Genomic DNA, 20920 nt, shown 5'->3' with positions numbered 1-20920 from the left:
TGGACAAGAGGTTTTAAAAAATATTTTGAAACAAGTATGCTTCCTCCCGGCACACTTCTTGTGTCAATTCGCTATTGTTTACTTAAATTATCAGATCATGAAAAATCAACAGGATTTAAATCGCAGTGGAAATATGCAGGGTAATTCAACATCCGACAGGGCTTTTACAGATCAAAAAACGGCAAAAAAACAAGCTGGTATCACTAATGGCGGCGGCCAGCGCAGCGACCAAACCTCTAATCGGGACAATGATCGTAAAATAGCTAATAAAAAATAACGATTTTATTTTGCCCTCTTCTCGGGAGAGGGCTTTAACGCTGATGTAAACTTCGGGATTTAATTACGCCCAAACTTTCTCTCGCTGTATGATGTTATCCTAAAAAAAACATCTTTTACCATGAGCCTGGAAAAATATGCCGAAAAGCGGGATTTTACCAAGACCGCCGAGCCCAAAGCCGGAAAAAGCCGGGATAAGGATAGCCTGACCTTTGTTATTCAAAAACACGATGCTTCGCGCCTGCACTATGATTTCAGGCTGGAGATGGATGGTGTGCTCAAAAGCTGGGCAGTACCCAAAGGGCCATCCACCGATCCTAAAACCAAGCGCCTGGCTATGATGGTGGAGGACCATCCCTATGATTACCGAAATTTTGAGGGCATCATTCCGCAGGGCGAATATGGCGGCGGTACAGTGATTGTATGGGACGAGGGGACATACGAGCCCATTGAAGATATAAAAGATAAAAAACAACAGGAAAAGGCACTGCTTAAACAACTAAAATCCGGTTCGCTCAAAATAAAGCTGCACGGCAAAAAACTGGAAGGCGAATTTGCCCTGGTTAAAACCCATGGCATGGGCGATAATGCCTGGCTGCTGATTAAACACGATGATGATTTTGCCTCAAAAATGGATATTACTAAAGAAGATAAATCGGTGCTCTCTGGTAAAACCATTGCAGCCATGGAGAAAACCGGCGACAAGGTTTGGCAGCATGGTCATGCAGAGGAAATAGAAAAGCCAAAGAAGCCGGCATCAATAAAAAAATTGATTGAAGCAACCGAGCCTAAAGAAAGTGTGGCCGGGCCGGAGCATATTGATACCTCTGCTATATTAAAAAAAGCTCCCAAAACCAAAATTCCAACGGGAATAAAACCCATGCTGGCAACTTTGGTTGATGAGCCCTTTGATGATCCTGATTGGGTTTACGAGGTAAAATGGGACGGCTACCGCGCCCTTGCTTTTATCAATAAAGGCGAGGTGGAATTGCTATCGCGCAATAACAAAACCTTTAGCGAAAAATTTTACCCCATCCGTAAACTGTTGCAGGGCTGGGAGATTAATGCGGTGCTTGATGGCGAGATATTGGTTTTGAATGATAAGGGGATCTCCAATTTCGGCAACCTGCAAAACTGGCGCAGCGAAGCCGATGGCGAACTGGTATACTACGTGTTCGATATTCTTTGGTACGATGGTAAAAACCTCATGGACCTGCCCCTTACCCGGCGCCAGGCAATATTAAAGGCCGTTTTACCTGCCGACGATGACCGCATCCGCGTAAGCAAAGTATTTAATGCCAGCGGTACCGACTTTTTTAAAGCCGCCGAAAGGATGGGCCTGGAGGGGATTATCGCCAAAAAAGCAAGCAGTACCTACTCGGCAGATCTGCGATCAAAAGAATGGCTTAAGATCAAGGTTAGCAAACGGCAGGAGGTGGTAATTGCCGGCTTTACCAAAAACGAAGATACCTCAAAGCATTTCAGCTCTTTGCTGTTGGGGGTTTACGAGGGTGAAAGTCTGCAATATGTCGGCAAAGTGGGTACCGGCTTTTCGGATAAGGTACAAAAGGAAATGATGGCGCAGTTTAAGCCGCTCATTACCGATGAAAGTCCGTTTGATACCATACCGGATGTAAACAAACCGTCACGTTTCAGGCCAAATCCACCTAAAGCAAAGGCAACATGGTTGAAGCCGGATCTGGTTTGCGAGGTAGCTTTTAGCGAAGTGACCAGCGATGGTGTTTTTCGCCACCCATCATTCCAGGGTATGCGTGAGGATAAAAAAGCAAAAGATGTAGTACGCGAAATAGCTGAACATACGGAAACAGCAGTTGAGGCTGCAGAAGAAAAGCAGGAAGACACACATGCCTCGGCCATAAAACCTCCAAAAGTGAAAGAAAGAAAAACTTTGCTAAACCCTACCGACGAAACGCAGGTACGCAAAATCTGCGGTCACGATTTGAAGTTTACCAACCTAAGTAAAATTTACTGGCCCGAGGATAAGGTAACCAAGCGCGATATGTTTAATTATTATTACCAGGTTGCTGAATATATTTTGCCTTATTTGAAAGACAGGCCTATGTCGCTCAACCGTTTTCCCGGGGGGATTCATGGACCCAGTTTTTATCAAAAAGATGTAAAAGATAAAGCCCCTGATTGGGCCAAAACTTTCCCTTACACCAACGGGGAGGGCGAGCATAAGGAATATTTAGTAGGTACAGATGAAGCCAGTTTGTTATGGATGGCCTCCCTTGGTTGTATTGAAATGAACCCATGGTTTAGTCGTGTACAGTCGCCGGATAACCCCGATTACTGCGTGATAGACCTTGATCCCGATAAAAACACTTTCGACCAGGTGATAGAAGCCGCCCTTGAGGTTAAAAAGGTGCTGGATGTCATTGATGTGCCCTCATACTGCAAAACATCCGGCTCTACCGGCATGCATATTTATATCCCGATGGATGCGAAGTATAGTTATGACCAAACACAGCTGTTTGCCCGCATTATTGTAAATATTGTTCACAAACAAATACCCGGTTATACCAGCCTGGAACGTATGGTAGCCAACCGTAAGGGAAAGATGTACCTGGATTTTTTACAGAACCGCCCCGGCGCAACCATCGCCGGTCCGTATTCGCTCAGACCAAAGGTTGGTGCAATGGTATCTATGCCCCTGCATTGGGACGAAGTAAAACCCGGCCTTACAATGAAGCGCTTTACAATATTTAATTCTATCGACAGGCTAAGAACCGAAGGCGATCTTTTCAAAGGAGTTTTGGGCAAAGCTATCGACCTGGAAAAAGCGATTAAGAAAGCGCAAAGTGTTTTCAGTTAGGGGGGTAGCGGGCGGTTTGCGACAATTAATTATCCCTTATGTCACTGCGAGCGCAGCGCGGCATTCATGACAAGTTAGTTGCAGACCTCCAGACTTTCAGTATTTGAAAAAAAACTTTTGTCATCCTGAACGTAGTGAAGGATCTGATATTCGCCATGCTTCTTCGCCCTGCACAGTCTACGACTAGATCCTTCACTACGTTCAGGATGACAAATTTTTCAAAACGTCACTTCCCTTTCAGTGTTCCCRAATTTTACAAATCGCATGAAAAAAAGCTGCAGCTACCAATGACTAATGACAGCGCAGCGAAATGACCAATGACCATCTACCCAACAGGCAGCTTAACCACAAAAATAGATCCTTTACCTTCGTAGCTTTCAACGTTTACGGTGCCATTGTGGCTTTCAACTATCTGCCGAACGATGCTGAGGCCCAGGCCGGTTGATTTTTCCCCCCTGATGCCGGGGCGCCCTGCTTTAGTAAAACGGGTAAATATTTCGGGCAACATTTCTGTGGATATGCCCATACCATAATCTTGTACCTCCATCACAATTTCGTTGTCAGCTTCGCTCAGTCTGATGTCAATGCGGTCGTCATCCTTTGAAAATTTAACAGCATTGCTTACCAGGTTATCAATAATCCGGTAAAATTTTTCCTTGTTAATTGATACAAAAACAGGGTTTATACTGCTGGTGAATAATATATCGGCTTTCAGGTGGTTTTTCCAGCTTTGTACAGCTGTTTTAAGTAGTTTATTCAACTCCGTCCTTTCGGTAACAATAACATTGTCGTTGTCATTACGTGCGGCCTCCAGCAAATCGTCAATTATCGACCTTGCTTTTGCGCACGATGTTTTTACCATTGCCAGGTTATCGCGCGTATCCTCAGTTATCTCATCCATTTCCATCATCATTGCAATGGATTCCACCGCCGCTATGGGGTTGCGCAGATCATGGGCCACCATCCCCAATACCTGGTTTTTAAACCCGTTTGCTTTTTCAATCTGCTCGTTTTTTTCCTTTATCTGAATGACCTGCTGATAACTATTGGATTTGTAAGTGAAAAAATACCTGGATGTAAGGTAAAAGGCCGATAATAATATAACGGATACTAACTGGTTATAAAGCATTTGGGTAGGCGATGCCTGACTGTATAATAACAAGGCCGTAAAAAACAACTCAATCGCGATGATCAGTATAATGGTTTCATAATACTCCATTACACAGATGGCACTTATAAGGCACAAAGCAACCAGGTAAAGGGTAAGTGAGTTGCCCGGGTCTGATGTGGCAATAAAACTGGAATACATGCCACAGGTAATGATATATAACGAAAACAAAAACACAACAAATGCCATCAGCTGGGTGCCTTTTTTATGCTTTTTGTAATCAACTATAAGCAAGTTGCTAATTATCAGAAAAACAGGCGTAATGACGAGGAATACCCAGTTACTTGTGTTAAATTCGGGAAAGTTTTGAGCCTTTGTAAGGCTTGCCGGGAAAACCAGGTACAGTATTCTTATTGTTATGTTTAATAATAAAAATATGATGCCGGCCGCCCTTATGGCAATTAAATTTTGATACGTATAAAAGTTCCGGTATAACGACTGGTATTTTGCCGGCAGACTATTAAAAAAGAAACGCGTGTTCAGCATCAGAATTTATTGGGCTCTTCAAAAATATCAAAAAATAACAATTGTTTACCAGGTAGCGTCAAAATGGCGCTTCAAATTATTTTTGTATGACTTTTTATCAGGCTTTAAAAACTGGCAAGCGATTTGACTAACACCAACTACTATGAATTTTAACAACTTTACAATAAAAGCCCAGGAAGCCGTTCAAAAGGCTTCAGAAATTGCCACCGGCAACCAGCAGCAGGCAATTGAACCAGCGCACCTGTTAAAGGGATTGTTGCTGGTTGATGAAAATGTTATTTCGTATTTATTAAAAAAACTAAACGTTAACCTTAACCGCCTGAATGATACACTGGATACGCAGATAGCATCGTTCCCTAAAGTAAGCGGCAGTAACGTTTATTTATCTTCCGACAGCAATTCGGCTCTGCAGAAAGCGCAGGGATATTTAAAGGAATTTAAAGATGAATTTGTATCTGTTGAGCATATATTATTGGGTTTGCTGGCAGCAGGGGGCAAGGTAAGCACCGCGCTTAAAGATTTTGGGGTAAACGAAAAAGATCTGAAAAAAGCTATTATCGGCTTACGCGGAGATAGCAAAGTAACCGACCAGAATGCCGAGGCTACTTACAACGCGCTTAACAAATATGCCCGTAACCTTAATGAGTATGCCGAATCGGGCAAGCTTGACCCGGTTATTGGCAGGGACGAGGAGATCCGCAGGGTGATCCAGATCCTGTCCCGCCGTACAAAAAATAACCCCATATTGGTTGGCGAGCCTGGTGTTGGTAAAACTGCAATTGCCGAAGGTATTGCTTTCAGGATCATCAAAGGGGATGTGCCCGAGAGCCTGAAAACCAAGGTGGTTTATTCGCTGGATATGGGTGCGCTTATAGCAGGCGCCAAATACAAAGGTGAGTTTGAAGAACGCCTTAAAGCCGTTATTAAAGAAGTTACGCAAAGTGATGGCGAGATTATCCTGTTTATTGATGAGATTCATACCCTTGTAGGTGCTGGCGGCGGCGAAGGCGCCATGGATGCGGCCAATATATTAAAACCGGCTTTGGCCCGTGGCGAACTAAGATCAATAGGCGCAACCACACTTAATGAATACCAGAAATATTTAGAAAAAGATAAAGCCCTTGAACGCCGCTTTCAAAAAGTGATGGTTGAAGAGCCGGATATTGCCGATGCCATATCTATTTTACGTGGCTTAAAAGAACGGTACGAAACCCACCACAAAGTGCGGATAAAAGATGAGGCGATTATAGCCGCGGTAGAAATGTCGCAGCGTTATATCTCCGACAGGTTTTTACCGGATAAGGCTATTGACCTGATGGACGAAGCCGCTTCAAAACTGCGCCTGGAAATGGATTCGGTGCCAGAAGTGGTTGATGAGCTGGAACGCCGCATTATGCAACTGGAGATTGAGCGCGAAGCCATAAAGCGTGAAAAGGATGACCACAAGGTTACCGAGTTAAGCAAGGAGATTGCCAATCTATCTGCACAGCGCGATTCATTGCGGGCCAAATGGAAGGCCGAAAAAGACCTTGTTGATGGCATTAATACAAAAGTTGAGCTGATAGAACACTATAAGCAGGAAGCTGAGCAGGCCGAACGTGCAGGCGACTATGGCAAAGTAGCCGAATTGCGCTACGGAACCATTGTACAGGCACAGGCCGAAGTTGAAAAACTAAAGGCTGCCCTGCTGGAAAACCAGAGCGACAGCCGCATGCTTAAGGAAGAAGTAACGGCCGACGATATTGCGGGAGTGGTAAGCCGCTGGACAGGTATCCCGGTTAGCAAAATGATCCAGAGCGAGCGCGAAAAACTACTGAGCCTGGAAGATGAGTTACACAAACGCGTGGCAGGCCAGCAGGAAGCCATTGAAGCTATTAGCGATGCTATACGCCGCAGCCGTGCCGGTTTACAGGATAAACGCAGGCCAATTGGATCGTTTATATTTTTAGGTACAACCGGGGTGGGTAAAACCGAGCTGGCAAAGGCATTGGCCGAATACCTGTTTAATGATGAAGGTGCATTGGTGAGGATAGATATGAGTGAATACCAGGAGCGCCATGCTGTTTCAAGGCTGATAGGAGCGCCCCCCGGCTATGTGGGTTATGATGAAGGCGGTCAGTTAACCGAGGCTGTGCGCCGTAAACCATACAGCGTGGTACTGCTGGACGAAATTGAAAAAGCGCATCCGGATGTGTTTAATATCCTGCTGCAGGTGTTGGATGATGGCCGCTTAACTGATAATAAAGGCCGTGTGGTAAACTTCAAAAACACCATCATCATCATGACATCAAACATAGGATCAACCATTATCCAGGAAAACTTCCAGGCGTTGGAAGATGAAAACCGTGATGAACTGATAGCCAAAACAAAGAACGAACTGTTTACCCTGTTAAGGGCAACTATCCGTCCCGAGTTTTTGAACCGTATTGATGAGATCATCATGTTTACTCCGCTTAGCCGCGATGAGATCCATGACATTGTGAAACTGCAGTTTAACCACGTGAAAGAAACCCTGGCCGAAATGGGCATCACCATGGAGGCTTCGGACGAGGCTCTCGATTGGCTGGGCCAGTTAGGCTACGATCCACAGTTTGGCGCCCGTCCGCTAAAACGCGTCATCCAGAAAAAGATCCTGAACGAGCTATCGAAGCAAATCCTGGCCGGTAAGGTAGATAAGGACAGCACCATCAAGGTTGATATGTTTGATAACAACTTTGTGTTTTTGAACACGCCTAAGGCGGCTCCGGAGCCGGTGAAATAATAAGTAGAAATAAATAATCGTCTATAAATAATAATCGTCATTGCGAGTGTCCATTAGGGTAATCCTGGAAAAAATGGGGATGACGTGATTTTTTGAACCGTCATTGCGAGGAACGAAGCAATCCCCAATAAGCAGGTGCGCTTGCAAATTCGCCCTGTATAGTTCGGGATTGCTTCGTCGTTCCTCCTCGCAATGACGATTTTTTATATTGATGGTCAGTAACTTACAGTCATGTCATTGCGAGGTACGAAGCAATCCCCAACTTACAGAGCCGATCTGCACAGTTCGCGATTGCCGCGTTGCGCTCGCAGTGACGTGGTTATTATTGGGGCATAAACCCAGCGCACCATTTCCTGATTTAGCGTCTCCGGATTTTATCGCCCGGCGATTTAATAAGGCGGTTTTTTAAACCATTACCGTTTTTCCTCTTCCTCATCTTCCTTCTTCTCATCAACCATTTCTATCAGCGTTTCGTTGTTATTAAAACGTTCTTCGTTTTTAGCAAGGATAGGAGCGGCGCCGGCTATGGAAATGCCTGTTACAGCCAGTATTAAAAATAGGGCAAGGCAAATAAGCCTTAACAGCTTTTTAAGCTTTTTCATGCAGATAGCAGTATGCGTTTAGCAGGCCTTAAGGCACAGTTAAACCGTTAAATAAATTTTACTTAATTCAATAAATTGGGAAACAGGAAGGAATTAACCGATGCGTGGGAGGTCCTGATCGGCAGCGTAGATGGGGGTAAAGAACAAATAATTAGTATCACTTTTATACGATGGGAAAAGCTGCTTTAAATGCTCAAACTTATTTATGATAACTTTATTATGAAGCAATATGCGCTGCTCGAAATTCTCCCTGGGTATGAAGTAAATAATAACGTTTTTACAGGAAGCTAAGGAGGCTCTTTTGTAACTGATGCAATTTTTTAATACAGATTGCTTTTTGGCCGGCACCTCGGTATCTGTGCTGCTATTGTTTACCTGGCTGCTATTTGCATGACCCTGGATAGCGAAAAATCCAAGCAATAAAATAAACGCCAGCAAGTACTTGCTGATATTGCTTTTTAAATTGAGAACTATTTCGCTATTAATCACGTGTAAATATACGTGATTGCGAATGGTTTATTAAGTTGTAATTACAGTTAATTTATTCTGCACATCAACACCTGTCTCCCTCATGATTTTGTTAACTAAAGCAATCATATTTAACAATAAGTTAATATATTGGCAATGATTAAGTTCTTAATTATCATGAAGTTTGATGCACGGTTAATAAATATAAACTTATACATAAATCACTTTAAAAACACACTATGCTAAAATTTACAAATCCGAGGCTGCTTTTTGCTGCCTTAGCTTTTGCCGGAGCGTTGGCTTCTGGTTGTCAAAAAAATGCAAATCAGCCGGTTCAAAGTGCTGCCGATAACAAAACAGCATCGGTAACAAAACTTAAAATCCAGGCGGTATCACTTACACAGGGTTTCGAAGTAGGGGCAACCAGTCCTAAAACGGCTTATGATGTTTCGCCTACAGGTTCAAGCAGCGGCGATAATGTAACCTTGTCTGGCAACTCATGGAATCTGTATGATGCCTTAATAGGTAACCTTGCCGGCGATCTTAAAGCTGGTTCATGGGCAGCACGTATCCGCAACACAGGTAAAATAACCATGTTGTTTGATGTTACCACAGGCATCAGCACCGTTACTATTAAAAGCGGTACTTACGGCAGCGATGGCGCCAGTACCTGGGGCTTATTTTATTCTGTAAACGGCGGCAGCAGCTGGACACAGGCCGGATCAACCATAACCACTACTTCAACCTTAACCTTATCAACTTTTACCATTACCGGCGTAACCGGCACTGCCCGTATCGAGATCCGCAAACTAAGCGGCGGCACTAATCGTGTAGATATTGATGATATTACCATAAATGATAATGGCGGCACCGGCGGTGGTACTGTACTTACAGGTAAAAAATTCCTGTTTGATGCAAGTCACCTGGAAAATGCAGGCAGCGCCGATTGGCAAATTGACGCCGATGGTACCGAAAGTGTGCCACTTTATACCGGCGGTACAACTGTTGAAACAAAAGCACAACGCATACCAACAGCATCATATACTGGCATTACTGCCGGCACTGCCGAAACCTATTGGAAAGGCGCTATTTCGGCATGGGCTGTTGAACTGGTAAAACGCGGTGAGCTGGTAGAATCATTGCCAGGTGGAACAGCCATTACCTATGGTACTGCAAACGCGCAGGATTTGAGCAATTATGATGTATTTGTGGTTGTTGAGCCTAACCGTTTATTCACTGCTGCGGAGAAAACTGCTTTAATGAATTTTGTTGCCAATGGTGGCGGCTTGTTTATGATAGCCGACCATACCGCAGCTACAACTGCCGGTACCGATGCCAATGGTTACAACCCGTCTGACAGGGATGGCGATGGTTACGATTCGCCCCGCGTATGGAACGATTTGATGACTAACAATGGGATCAATAACAGCAATCCTTTTGGTTTCAATATCAATTATGTTGATATCAGTGAAGGCCCTTCAACCAACGTTTATACAGGTACCAATACCAATGCGCAGATAGTGTTAAACGGCGCGGCTGGTACGGCTTCAAAACTGGCTTTCTATAACGGATCAACTGCTACGTTGTACCCTGCAAATAACGCAAGCGTGCAGGGCTTATTCTGGCGCAATAGTGCCACTAATGGCGGGACGGCCAATGCAATGGCACTTTTAGCAACATATGGCAGCGGTAGGGTTGTATTTATTGGTGATAGCTCACCGGCCGATGACGGCACAGGCGATACCAACGATAACCTGTTTAATGGCTGGTCTGGCGATGCACCTTCGGGTTATACTTCGCACCCGGCTTTGCATTTAAATGCTTCGCTGTGGCTGGCTAAGGCGCAGTAAATAGCCTCACCTAAACCTCTTCAAAAAGGGAGGACCTTAAATAAACAAAATGTCTCGTTGCTTAAATGCAATGAGACATTTTGTTTAATACAGCTTTACAGGAGGCTTATTATTCATAAAATCAAAACAACATCAATAGTTCATTGGTTACACAAATAAAGGCAGTATCAATTGCTGTTACTTAAACAAAACATCACCACCATGAAAAATTACGAAAGCTTACTTGATGCCACCAATGATCTTTTCAAACGGGGATATACGGCTAACCTTAGCCTGGAAGGCGATACAATAGACGATAAATCCCAGGCTATTCACATGGGGGCCGACGATTTTATAATTGACGAGTTTTACCGTTTTGAAGGCGCCAGCAATCCCGATGATATGTCGATAGTTTATGCGGTGTCATCTCCAAAATATAGCCTTAAGGGCGTATTGGTAAATGCCTATGGTACTTATGCCGATGATAGTTCATCTGCCATACACGCTAAGCTACGCCACGGCCAGGTAAGCCATAATTTGCACGGTGAGGATAGGCCGCATGAGTAAGATTAGATGTGCAGATTATAAATTTCAGATGTGCAAATGAAGTCTTTTGATAATCATTTGCATATTTGAAATTTGCACATCTGCACATTCGACGCTCAGTCATCTGCACATCTGAAATCTGCACATTCGATACTACAAGTCCTTCAAAATCTTCTTTCCGCCTGTCTGTATGGCTGCGCTGCCGTTGCGCATTAAAAACTCCATTTGGGCGGTAAGTTCTTCTTTAACCCAGGGGAATGAATCCTTTAAATTGTATAAGGCATAAGCTGCAAATATTTTTACAGCAACTTTTGCCCTGGGGTTTATCATCCAGTCAAACAGTTGCTCAACCACCGGTTCAAAGTTGATTTCCTGAAGCTTTAATTGCAACGACTTCGGGGCCTTTGCATCAGTAATGTGCATTATTATTTTGGCATAATGGCGCTGACATCCGGGGTGTTTCACTTCGCCGAACCGCGAGATCATATAGTGCAGGTCGTCGAGATAAATTTCCGGATCTGATAAAAAAATATTTTCCAGTATCCACACCGCCCTGAATGCAACAGCTTTATCCTGTTGAAAAGTAATATCGATTAAATCGCGTAAAGCAAAGTGCTGTTCTTTTAATATCCTGCTAAGCTCAAGCACCTTGGGTTTGCCAATTATGCTGGTTATTTTTTTAATGAGCTCTGCTTGTGTCATGTTTTTTAGTCCGAAAGTTAGTAAAGTCCGATGATCGGGGTCTGGTATCACAAGGTAAGGAAGATTTTAATAAATATTTCATGATAACTTTTCCAACTTTACCCACTTTTTGGACTTTCCGACTTCCGGACTTTCCCGACTTTCGGACTTTTTTTGCATCAAACAACTATATCAACAAAATTTTTACATTTGCTTTGTTTTAAATATGACTGTCCATGGTTAAGTTCAACCGGTTTACATTGGATAATGGCCTGCGGGTTATTGTTCACGAAGATAATACTACCCCTATGGCGGTGCTCAACATACTATATGATGTTGGTGCCCGCGATGAAAATCCCGACCAAACCGGCTTTGCCCATTTGTTTGAGCACCTGATGTTTGGTGGATCGGTAAATATTCCCAGCTATGATGAACCCCTGCAAAGGGTAGGCGGTGAAAACAATGCCTTTACCAGCAACGATATCACCAACTATTATATCACCCTGCCATCTGCTAATATCGAAACTGCTTTCTGGCTCGAAAGCGACCGGATGCTCAGCCTGGCTTTTAGCGAAAAAAGCCTTGAGGTGCAGCGCAATGTGGTAATAGAGGAGTTTAAGCAGCGCTACCTTAATCAGCCTTATGGCGATGTTTGGTTAAAGCTTCGTCCGCTGGTTTATAAAGAGCACGCTTACAGGTGGGCTACCATAGGTAAAACCATCAAACATATTGAGGATGCGCGGATTGAGGACGTAAAAGCGTTTTTCAAGAAACACTATAATCCACAAAATGCCATTATGGTAGTGGGCGGCAACGTAACAACCGAAGAAGTAAAGCAACTATCAGAGAAATGGTTTGGGCCGATACCCGCGGGCGAAAAGTACACCCGTAACCTGCCGCAGGAACCAGATCAGCACGAAGAACGCCGTGAAACGGTAACCGCCAAAGTGCCTTTAAATGATGTTTATATCGCTTTCCAGATGGGCGCCCGTTTAGATGAGGATTATTACGCAGTGGAGCTGTTGAGCGATATACTTTCGCGCGGCCACTCATCGCGCCTGTACCGAAGTTTAGTGCAGGATAAGCAGATTTTTAGCGAGGTGCATGCCTACATTACCAGCAGCCTGGATAAAGGCATGTTTGTACTGGAAGGTAAGCCACTGGAAAACATCAGCATTGAGCAAGCCGAAGCTGCACTGTGGGACGAACTGGAGAAAGTTAAGCATACCGGGGTGCCGGCAGATGAATTAACCAAGGTGCAAAACAAAACAGAATCAACCATGGTGTTCTCTGAAATGTCGTTACTGGATAAAGCCATGAACCTGGCCTCGTTTGAGTTACTTGGCGATGCCGGCTTGCTTAACCAGGAAACAGGAAAATACCTGGCCGTAACCAGCGAGCAAATTAAAGCGGTAGCCAATAAAATATTCAGGAAAGACAATTCATCAACGCTGGTTTACCTGGCGGAGCAAACTGCGGAGATGCCTGAATCAGAGTTAGTCTGAACCAGAATTTATTGAATTAAAGAATTTTTCGAATTTTCTTCATCCTATAATTCTGCAAATTCTTTAATTCGAAGAATTCCGTTTCAGAAGAAAACCAATGACTAATGACAATTGACCAATGACCCAAATAGATAGAACATTAGCCCCAGATTTTAAGGCTATCGATAATATAACCCTGATAAGGCCCGGGCATAAAAAGCTTGATAATGGCTGCAATATTTATTGTTTTAACTCGGGCGACCAGGAACTGGTACGTATAGAGTGGATTTTTGGAAACCTGCGTTTTAACCCGGCAAATCCGCTGTTAAATATGGCGGCTAATACCATGCTTACCGAGGGAACCAGCACCTTGAACGCAGCGCAAATAGCAGATAAGATAGACTTTTACGGCGCCTTTTTGCAGGTTGATTATGGTTACGAAAATTCGGTGGTTACGCTATACAGCTTAAATAAGCATTTGCATAGCACGTTACCGGTTATTATGGATCTGCTTACCGATTCTGTTTTCCCGGTGAAGGAACTGGAAACGTTTAAGCGTAACCAACAGCAAAAGCTACAGGTTAGCCTGCAAAAAAATGATGTTGTAGCCCGGCGGGATTTTAACAAAGCCGTTTATGGCGATACCATTTATGGCTTAGGCGCCAGCTTTGATAATTATAAAACATTGCAGCGCGATGATCTGCTGGCCCATTATAAACAACAATATCAGCCATCAAACTGTACTATAATAATTGCGGGTAAAATTGAGCCGGAAACCTTATCACTTATCACCGATACTTTTGATAAAGGATGGACTAACGGTGATGCACCTGCAGATACTACTCAACCCCCGATTGAAGCATCCAAAGATCTGTTTTATTTTACCGAAAAGCCTGATGCCTTACAATCGGCCATTAGGATAGGTACACCTGTAATTACCCGCAGCCATCCCGATTTTCAGCCTTTACAGGTTTTAAACACGGTTTTGGGAGGCTACTTTGGATCGAGGCTGATGGCCAATATTCGCGAGGATAAGGGATATACTTATGGTATAGGTTCGGGACTGGGGCCATTTAAACAGGGAGCCTCATTTTTTATAGCTACCGAAGTAGGGGCAGATGTTTGCAAGGCAGCCATTACCGAAATTGAAAAAGAGATCAATATATTAAAAACCGAACTGATACCCGATGAAGAGCTCGACCTGGTGCGTAACTACATGCTGGGTTCACTACTGGGTAGCCTGGAGAATGTTTTCTCGCATGCCGATAAGTTTAAAAGTATTTATTTTGCCGATCTTGATTATGATTACTACGACAAATATGCAGCCACAGTAAAAAATGTTACCACCCTGCAACTGCAGGAACTGGCCAATAAATATTTTCATTTTGAGAGTTTTCATAAGGTGATAGTAGGTAAATATTGATTGAATTTGAAAATTCGCTGATTTGAAGATTTGAAAATGGAACAATATGTTTAATTTTTAAATCTTCAAATTCGTTATCTTATAAATTGCCTAATCATCTGATTGACATATTTTCAAATTTTCAAATTGCCAAATTTTCAAATCCCCTTAATTTTAGTTAGCTTTGCCCGGCAAATAATAACTCCAAAATAATTATTTGCTATGCAGTTAGACCCATCCAAATTTGTTGCCGAAGGATTAACCTACGACGACGTTTTACTACTCCCCGCTTATTCTGAAGTACTACCGCGCGATGTTAACACAGGTACTTTTTTAACAAAAAGCATCCGTTTAAACATTCCTATTATTTCGGCCGCTATGGATACCGTTACAGAAGCAGGGCTGGCAATTGCCATTGCCCAGGCTGGTGGTATTGGTATTTTGCATAAAAACATGACCATACAGGCACAGGCTGATGAGGTACGTAAGGTAAAACGGTCTGAAAGCGGTATGATCCAGGACCCCGTTACATTGATGGAGGATGCGCTACTTGCAGATGCGTTCCAGATCATGAGGGAGTTTAGCATAGGTGGCATCCCGGTTATTGATGCAGAGCACAAACTTAAAGGTATCATAACCAACCGCGACCTGCGTTTCCAGAAAGATATGACGCTGCCTGTTAGCGATGTGATGACCAAAACTAACCTGATCATTGCACCTGAAGGAACAACTTTAACTGAGGCTACTGCAATATTACAAGGCAACAAAATAGAAAAACTACCGGTAGTAAATAAAGATGGCAAGCTGGTAGGCTTAATTACTTATAAAGATATCCAGAAGGTTAAAAACTTCCCTAACGCGTGTAAAGATTCATTTGGCCGTTTGCGTGTTGGCGCGGCTGTTGGGGTTGCGGCAGATAACATCGACCGTGTTACCGCTTTATACAATGCCGGTGTTGATGTCGTGGTTGTTGATACAGCTCACGGTCACTCAAAAGGAGTTATCGATATGGTGAAAGCTGTTAAAAGCTTACATCCTCAATTACAGGTTATTGCCGGTAATATTGCCACTGCCGATGCTGCAATTGCTTTGGCTGATGCCGGTGCCGATGCGGTTAAGGTGGGTATCGGTCCGGGGTCTATTTGTACAACCCGTATTATTGCGGGTGTGGGTGTACCTCAACTGTATGCCGTTTATGAATGTGCCAAAGCATTAGAAGGTCGCGGTATCCCAGTTATTGCCGATGGAGGTATCAAACAAACCGGAGATATTGTAAAAGCCATAGCAGCTGGTGCAAGCACCATTATGGCAGGCTCACTGTTTGCAGGTGTGGAAGAATCACCGGGCGAAACCATTATATACGAAGGCCGTAAATTTAAATCATACCGTGGTATGGGTTCGGTTGAGGCGATGGCAAAAGGATCAAAAGACCGCTACTTCCAGGATGAAACCGATGTGGTTACCAAACTGGTACCAGAAGGCATTGTTGGCCGCGTACCCTTTAAAGGCAACATGGCCGAAGTGATATTCCAATACATAGGCGGTTTACGTGCTGGTATGCACTACTGTGGTGCTGCCAATATTGAAGACCTGCAACGCGCCAAATTTGTACGTATCACTGCAGCAGGAATGCGTGAAAGCCATCCGCACGATATTACAATTACTAAGGAAGCGCCTAACTATACCAGGTAATTCCCGGGAAAATACTGTACTGCAATTAAAATAGCAAAGCCTGTAAAGTTTATTATAACCTTACAGGCTTTTTTCTTTATTGATAATCAAAATATTAGCTTTTAGCTTTTCGCATTCTGCTTTTAGCTTATAATTTTATTGGCCGTTAACTGATGCCGACTTTGGAATTAAGCTATTGGATGTTATTATTTTTAAAGCCTGGTCATTTGTAAAGCCTTCTTTTATAAGCGCGTCAAAATATTCTTTGTTTAGTTTGGCAATCTCGGCTATTTTACCGGGTTGCTTGTAGTAAGCAAATTGTGCATCAAGCATGCTTTTTGCCATAGATGTGTACATTGGACCCATTGCACTCATAGCATTTGCCATCTCATTCGTGCCATTTAAAGCTTGTTCAACTCTGTCAACCGGGGGCGGCGGCATTAATACAACATCAGTTACTTTTACTTTTGTTCCTTCGGGGACTGATTGGGTTAAGCTTACATTATAAAAGTTAAAAAATGAAATGCCATCGGTTCTTCTGCCAGCCCTTTCAATAATATCCATTGATTTTGTGGCTTGTGGTATTTTTTGAAAATATACTTTAAATAAAAGCTTTTCGCCGGCTTTGGCTAAAGTGTGTTTGGCAGGTACCATGGCTATATTTTCAGATTTTACATAGTTGTAATGTGCATTACTCTGGTCGGTTTGAATGTAGATCTCTTTATTGAGTTGTGCCCAGGAATTATCAGAACTGGCGGTGTACTCAAAGTTTACAACCGTAAATTTTGCATCAGTTTCCACTTTGGTTATGGAACTGTTATAGTCGTCACTGCTTTCCACCTGTGGGTTAACAATGGTTTGTGCTAATGATGATAGATAACTCATTATTAGCATAGTTGATAAGGTTAGTATTTTTTTCATGAGATATGTTTTTTTAAAGATATAAATAATAACATTAGGCTAAACCATAATAATAAGAGTTAACAGGAACTCGTTTTTAAAATTCGATTGAGGCCTTCACCATAGCGATGGGTTTCAAACCCATCGCTATTTGCCAATATTTAAGGTCAAACTTTTTTATTTATTTTTCTGGATTTTGACCCTTTAAATAAATAATCTAAAAGCTATTTGCCTGCAAGAGTTAATAAAAGCTTAATTCAGGGGCAAGGAATTTTTGTTATAATTGAACAATGAAATCTATCTGCGTATTCTGCGGCGCCAACTTTAACGGCGACCCTTTATTGAAAGAAGCAATTGATCAACTGGCCGAAGTTATGGTGAGTCGTAATATTACTTTGGTATTCGGCGGCGGCAAGGTTGGTGTTATGGGCCTGCTTGCCGATGCTATTTTAAGCAGGGGTGGTAAAGCGATAGGCGTGATCCCTCAATTTTTGATGGACAAGGAAGTTGGCCACACCGGTTTAACCGAGCTGCATATTGTTGAAAACATGCACCAGCGCAAACAAATGATGAACGACCTGTGCGAAGGTATCATCACGCTTCCCGGTGGTTTAGGTACCCTCGAAGAGTTTTTTGAAGTTTTAACGTGGCTGCAGTTAGGTTTACATAATCATCCCATTGGTTTGCTTAATGTGGGTGGATACTATGATTCATTATTAAAACAACTGGATGTAATGGTAGAACAAAAATTCCTTAAACCCACCAACCGCGAACTGGTAATAACCTCCGGCGACCCCATCGAACTGGTAAACCTGATGGACAGTTTTAATGCCACTCCTGATGAAGTTTGGTTCAGGGACAGAAACCTGACTTAAGTCTTTAGTTTGACAAAGGATTTTCGGACGTTCGGACAAAGGATTTTCGGACTTTCAGACAAAAGACTTTCGGACGAAAGACAAAGGATAAAGGCGCTGAATATGTTGACTTTGCTTGTCCTTCCGTCTTTAATCCTTTGTCCGAACGTCCGAAAGTCCGAAAGTCCTTTGTCCAAAAATCCTTCCTCCCAAAAAACTCACTCCACCTTACTTATGGTCCAAAAGTCGTCGGCCAGGTCGGTACTGGTTATGTAATCATAGGGCATATAAAAATACCCTTTTTGCCCCCAGCCGTCGCCCCAGCTATTCCGAATAATAAAGGCCTTCTTTTTATCATCATAGCCAGCCGCCATTACGGCATGGCCTCCCAAAACGCTTTCATTTTTTCCGGGCATATTTAGTACGCCTGTTTGGGCAACTGTGCTCCCTTCAAAAGCCTGGTAAACAGTAAAGCCAAAAACAAAAGGATTACCGGTTGCCAGGCACGATTTTAACTCGGTAATATTCATATTGTTTAAGCGGGTATACTGAATAGCCTGATTTTTTTGGGCCAGGGTATATAATTTCTTTTTAGGTTTTTTAGCAAACTTGCTGATGTCATACGGCCAAAGCTTTTCATCGCAAACACCCTGCGTAGCTACAGATTTAATGCCATCGCGTAGCTGGGCGCCGCTATCTTCTTTTACATGATTTTCCAGTACACGCTCGTTATAATAAATAAACAGGCGCGAGGGATTAAACACAGGCAGTTTTTGCCTCATCAATTCAAACTGAAAAGCCCCGCCTATGGCGTTGGCTGTACATGAACCCAACTGGCCCTGGTCATAAACAGCCGGGCACTGCAGGCGCATGTCTACTAACGGAGGTAGGGGTTTTGCCAAAGCTTCGGGACGTACAATGGCGTACTTTAAATCGCGGTGATCGGGCAGGTCGGGTGTCCAGCCGTATCGTTTGGTTTGCTGTATCATGGTGGTAGGGGTTTATATTAATTTAAAGTAAAGCTATATTGTTTTTAGTGAATATATATGCGTGTTTTTACGTAATTTAATAAGTAATTGTACCAGGTACCATCATACAATTTTGGTAAGTGAAAAAAGACCCGAAAACTGGCAACTAAAAATTAGATTTGTCCAGGTAATTTTCTCTAAATTACATTTTCTATAAAAACCAATTATGGATATCGCTTTTAACATTAATGAAGATATAAACAAACAGCTTGTTTATGAGCTGAACACAAGGCTAAAAAAAGTGCATTTGGGCGGCGGCGAAAAGGCAGCGGCCAAACAAAAAGAAAAAGGTAAAATGCTGGCCCGCGAACGTGTGGCCTACCTAATTGATAGCGATAAACCCTGGCTTGAAATTGGCGCTTTAACTGCCGATGGCATGTATGCCGAGCACGGCGGCTGCCCATCCGGCGGGGTTGTGTGTGGTATTGGGTATGTGTCCGGGCGGCAATGTGTAATTGTAGCAAATGATGCCACAGTGAAGGCCGGCGCATGGTTCCCGATAACCGCCAAGAAAAACCTGCGCGCCCAGGAAATAGCCATGGAAAACCGCCTGCCTATTATTTACCTGGTTGACTCGGCTGGTGTGTATTTACCCTTGCAGGATGAGATCTTTCCCGATAAAGAGCATTTTGGGCGCATATTTCGTAATAATGCCATCATGAGCGGTATGGGGATCATCCAGATCTCGGCCATTATGGGCTCCTGTGTGGCAGGTGGCGCTTATTTGCCTATCATGAGCGACGAGGCTATGATTGTAGAAGGCACCGGGTCGGTTTTCCTGGCGGGATCATACCTGGTAAAATCGGCCATTGGCGAAGATGTGGACAACGAAACATTAGGCGGCGCAACAACCCATTGCGAAATCTCGGGTGTTACCGATTATAAGCAACCCAATGACCAGGCATGCCTCGATTCTATCCGCAACATTATGAGCATGGTGGGCGATTATACCAAAGCCGGATTCGACAGGATCAAGCCATCCAGCCCTAAATTAAATGCAAAAGATATTTATGGCATACTGCCGGATAACCGCGAGAAAGCTTATGATATGATGGAGATTATCCTGCGCCTGCTGGACGATTCTGCATTTGAGGAATACAAGGAAGGTTATGGCAAGTCTATCATCTGTGGTCTGGGTCGGGTTGAGGGCTGGGCTGTGGGTATTGTAGCCAACCAGCGCAAGGTGATCAAATCGAAAAAAGGGGAGATGCAGTTTGGAGGAGTGATTTACTCCGACTCGGCAGATAAGGCAACCCGCTTTATCATGAACTGTAATCAAAAGAAAATCCCGCTGGTGTTTCTGCAGGATGTTACGGGGTTTATGGTAGGCAGCCGGAGCGAGCAGGGCGGTATTATAAAAGACGGCGCTAAAATGGTGAACGCGGTTGCCAATTCGGTAGTGCCCAAATTCACTATTGTAATAGGCAACTCCTACGGTGCCGGTAATTATGCTATGTGCGGCAAGGCTTATGATCCGAGATTGATCTATGCCTGGCCATCAGCAAAAATTGCCGTAATGGGCGGCGGACAGGCAGCCAAAGTATTGGTTCAGATGCAGGCTGCGGGCTTAAAAGCAAAAGGGGAAGAGGTAGATGATGTAAAAGAGCAGGAACTATTGAAGCAAACCACCGATAGGTATAATTCGCAAACCACGCCATATTACGCAGCCGCAAGACTTTGGGTTGATGGTATCATCGATCCGCTGGAAACCCGTAAGGTAATCTCGATGGGCATAGAAGCTGCCAACCACGCGCCGATTGAAAAGGCGTTTAATGTTGGGGTGATACAGACGTAGTGGTGAGTGGTGAGTGGTGAGTGGTGAGTGGTGAGTGGTGAGTGGTGAGTGGTGAGTGGTGAGTGGTGAGTGGTGAGTGGTGAGTGGTGAGTGGTGAGTGGTGAGTGGTGAAGTGGTGAGTGGTGAGTGGTGA

General features: G+C 43.7%; 16 protein-coding genes. 10 read left to right on the top strand and 6 right to left on the bottom strand.

What is annotated here, in order from left to right; translation table 11 throughout:
- Nucleotides 1–97 precede the first annotated feature (97 nt).
- Nucleotides 98–277 (top strand): hypothetical protein, encoded by a 180-nt coding sequence (locus AC1DO4_RS21935; protein WP_477419714.1) that lies wholly within the window; start codon nt 98–100, stop codon nt 275–277.
- 120 nt (nt 278–397) lie between these two features.
- Entirely contained in the window at nt 398–3112 is a 2715-nt protein-coding gene (gene ligD / locus AC1DO4_RS21930; protein ID WP_477419713.1) for a DNA ligase D, read from the top strand.
- 325 nt (nt 3113–3437) lie between these two features.
- Here ligD and AC1DO4_RS21925 read toward each other — a convergent pair whose 3' ends face one another.
- Nucleotides 3438–4766: a sensor histidine kinase gene (locus AC1DO4_RS21925; protein WP_477419712.1), complete on the bottom strand. Its 1329-nt coding sequence runs from the start codon at nt 4764–4766 to the stop codon at nt 3438–3440.
- Between the two features lie 142 nt (nt 4767–4908).
- Here AC1DO4_RS21925 and clpB point away from each other — a divergent pair, with 142 nt between their 5' ends.
- Complete coding sequence (gene clpB, locus AC1DO4_RS21920) at nt 4909–7527, top strand: ATP-dependent chaperone ClpB (protein WP_477419711.1); 2619 nt, start codon at nt 4909–4911, stop codon at nt 7525–7527.
- Between the two features lie 413 nt (nt 7528–7940).
- Here the strand turns inward: clpB and AC1DO4_RS21915 are convergent, their stop codons facing one another.
- Together AC1DO4_RS21915 and AC1DO4_RS21910 are read right to left on the bottom strand one after the other, a co-directional pair.
- On the bottom strand, nt 7941–8129 hold the full coding sequence (locus AC1DO4_RS21915) for a hypothetical protein (protein ID WP_477419710.1): 189 nt from the start codon (nt 8127–8129) through the stop codon (nt 7941–7943).
- 93 nt (nt 8130–8222) lie between these two features.
- Complete coding sequence (locus AC1DO4_RS21910; RefSeq protein WP_477419709.1) at nt 8223–8618, bottom strand: hypothetical protein; 396 nt, start codon at nt 8616–8618, stop codon at nt 8223–8225.
- 218 nt (nt 8619–8836) lie between these two features.
- On the opposite strand from AC1DO4_RS21910, the gene AC1DO4_RS21905 reads away from it, so the two are divergent.
- Together AC1DO4_RS21905 and AC1DO4_RS21900 are read left to right on the top strand one after the other, a co-directional pair.
- The gene (locus tag AC1DO4_RS21905) at nt 8837–10447 is read left to right on the top strand and encodes a hypothetical protein (protein ID WP_477419708.1); all 1611 of its coding nucleotides are present in this window, start codon (nt 8837–8839) and stop codon (nt 10445–10447) included.
- A 201-nt stretch (nt 10448–10648) separates the two neighbouring features.
- Entirely contained in the window at nt 10649–10993 is a 345-nt protein-coding gene (locus tag AC1DO4_RS21900) for a phosphoribosylpyrophosphate synthetase (protein WP_477405272.1), read from the top strand.
- 132 nt (nt 10994–11125) lie between these two features.
- On the opposite strand, the gene AC1DO4_RS21895 is transcribed toward AC1DO4_RS21900, so the two are convergent.
- Complete coding sequence (locus AC1DO4_RS21895; RefSeq protein ID WP_477419707.1) at nt 11126–11674, bottom strand: hypothetical protein; 549 nt, start codon at nt 11672–11674, stop codon at nt 11126–11128.
- A 215-nt stretch (nt 11675–11889) separates the two neighbouring features.
- Between AC1DO4_RS21895 and AC1DO4_RS21890 the strand changes: the two genes are divergently transcribed.
- The 3 genes from AC1DO4_RS21890 to guaB all read left to right on the top strand — a co-directional run bounded on the left by AC1DO4_RS21890 (nt 11890) and on the right by guaB (nt 16231).
- On the top strand, nt 11890–13158 hold the full coding sequence (locus AC1DO4_RS21890; RefSeq protein WP_477419706.1) for a M16 family metallopeptidase: 1269 nt from the start codon (nt 11890–11892) through the stop codon (nt 13156–13158).
- 118 nt (nt 13159–13276) lie between these two features.
- Complete coding sequence (locus AC1DO4_RS21885) at nt 13277–14560, top strand: M16 family metallopeptidase (protein WP_477419705.1); 1284 nt, start codon at nt 13277–13279, stop codon at nt 14558–14560.
- Between the two features lie 201 nt (nt 14561–14761).
- Complete coding sequence (gene guaB / locus AC1DO4_RS21880) at nt 14762–16231, top strand: IMP dehydrogenase (protein WP_477405263.1); 1470 nt, start codon at nt 14762–14764, stop codon at nt 16229–16231.
- 135 nt (nt 16232–16366) lie between these two features.
- On the opposite strand, the gene AC1DO4_RS21875 is transcribed toward guaB, so the two are convergent.
- Nucleotides 16367–17131, bottom strand: a complete 765-nt coding sequence (locus AC1DO4_RS21875) for a hypothetical protein (RefSeq protein WP_477419704.1) — start codon at nt 17129–17131, stop codon at nt 16367–16369.
- A gap of 269 nt (nt 17132–17400) precedes the next feature.
- Here AC1DO4_RS21875 and AC1DO4_RS21870 point away from each other — a divergent pair, with 269 nt between their 5' ends.
- A complete protein-coding gene (locus AC1DO4_RS21870) occupies nt 17401–17985 on the top strand; it encodes an LOG family protein (RefSeq protein ID WP_477419703.1) in 585 nt (194 codons plus the stop codon).
- Between the two features lie 197 nt (nt 17986–18182).
- Here AC1DO4_RS21870 and AC1DO4_RS21865 read toward each other — a convergent pair whose 3' ends face one another.
- Nucleotides 18183–18953 (bottom strand): C1 family peptidase, encoded by a 771-nt coding sequence (locus AC1DO4_RS21865; RefSeq protein WP_477419702.1) that lies wholly within the window; start codon nt 18951–18953, stop codon nt 18183–18185.
- A 205-nt stretch (nt 18954–19158) separates the two neighbouring features.
- Here AC1DO4_RS21865 and AC1DO4_RS21860 point away from each other — a divergent pair, with 205 nt between their 5' ends.
- A complete protein-coding gene (locus tag AC1DO4_RS21860) occupies nt 19159–20787 on the top strand; it encodes an acyl-CoA carboxylase subunit beta (protein ID WP_477419701.1) in 1629 nt (542 codons plus the stop codon).
- Nucleotides 20788–20920: the final 133 nt, after the last annotated feature.

This window comes from Mucilaginibacter sp. P5_A6, assembly GCF_056400585.1.
Note: the sequence above shows the minus strand (reverse complement) of the source record. Positions and strands in the feature narration are given on the sequence as shown.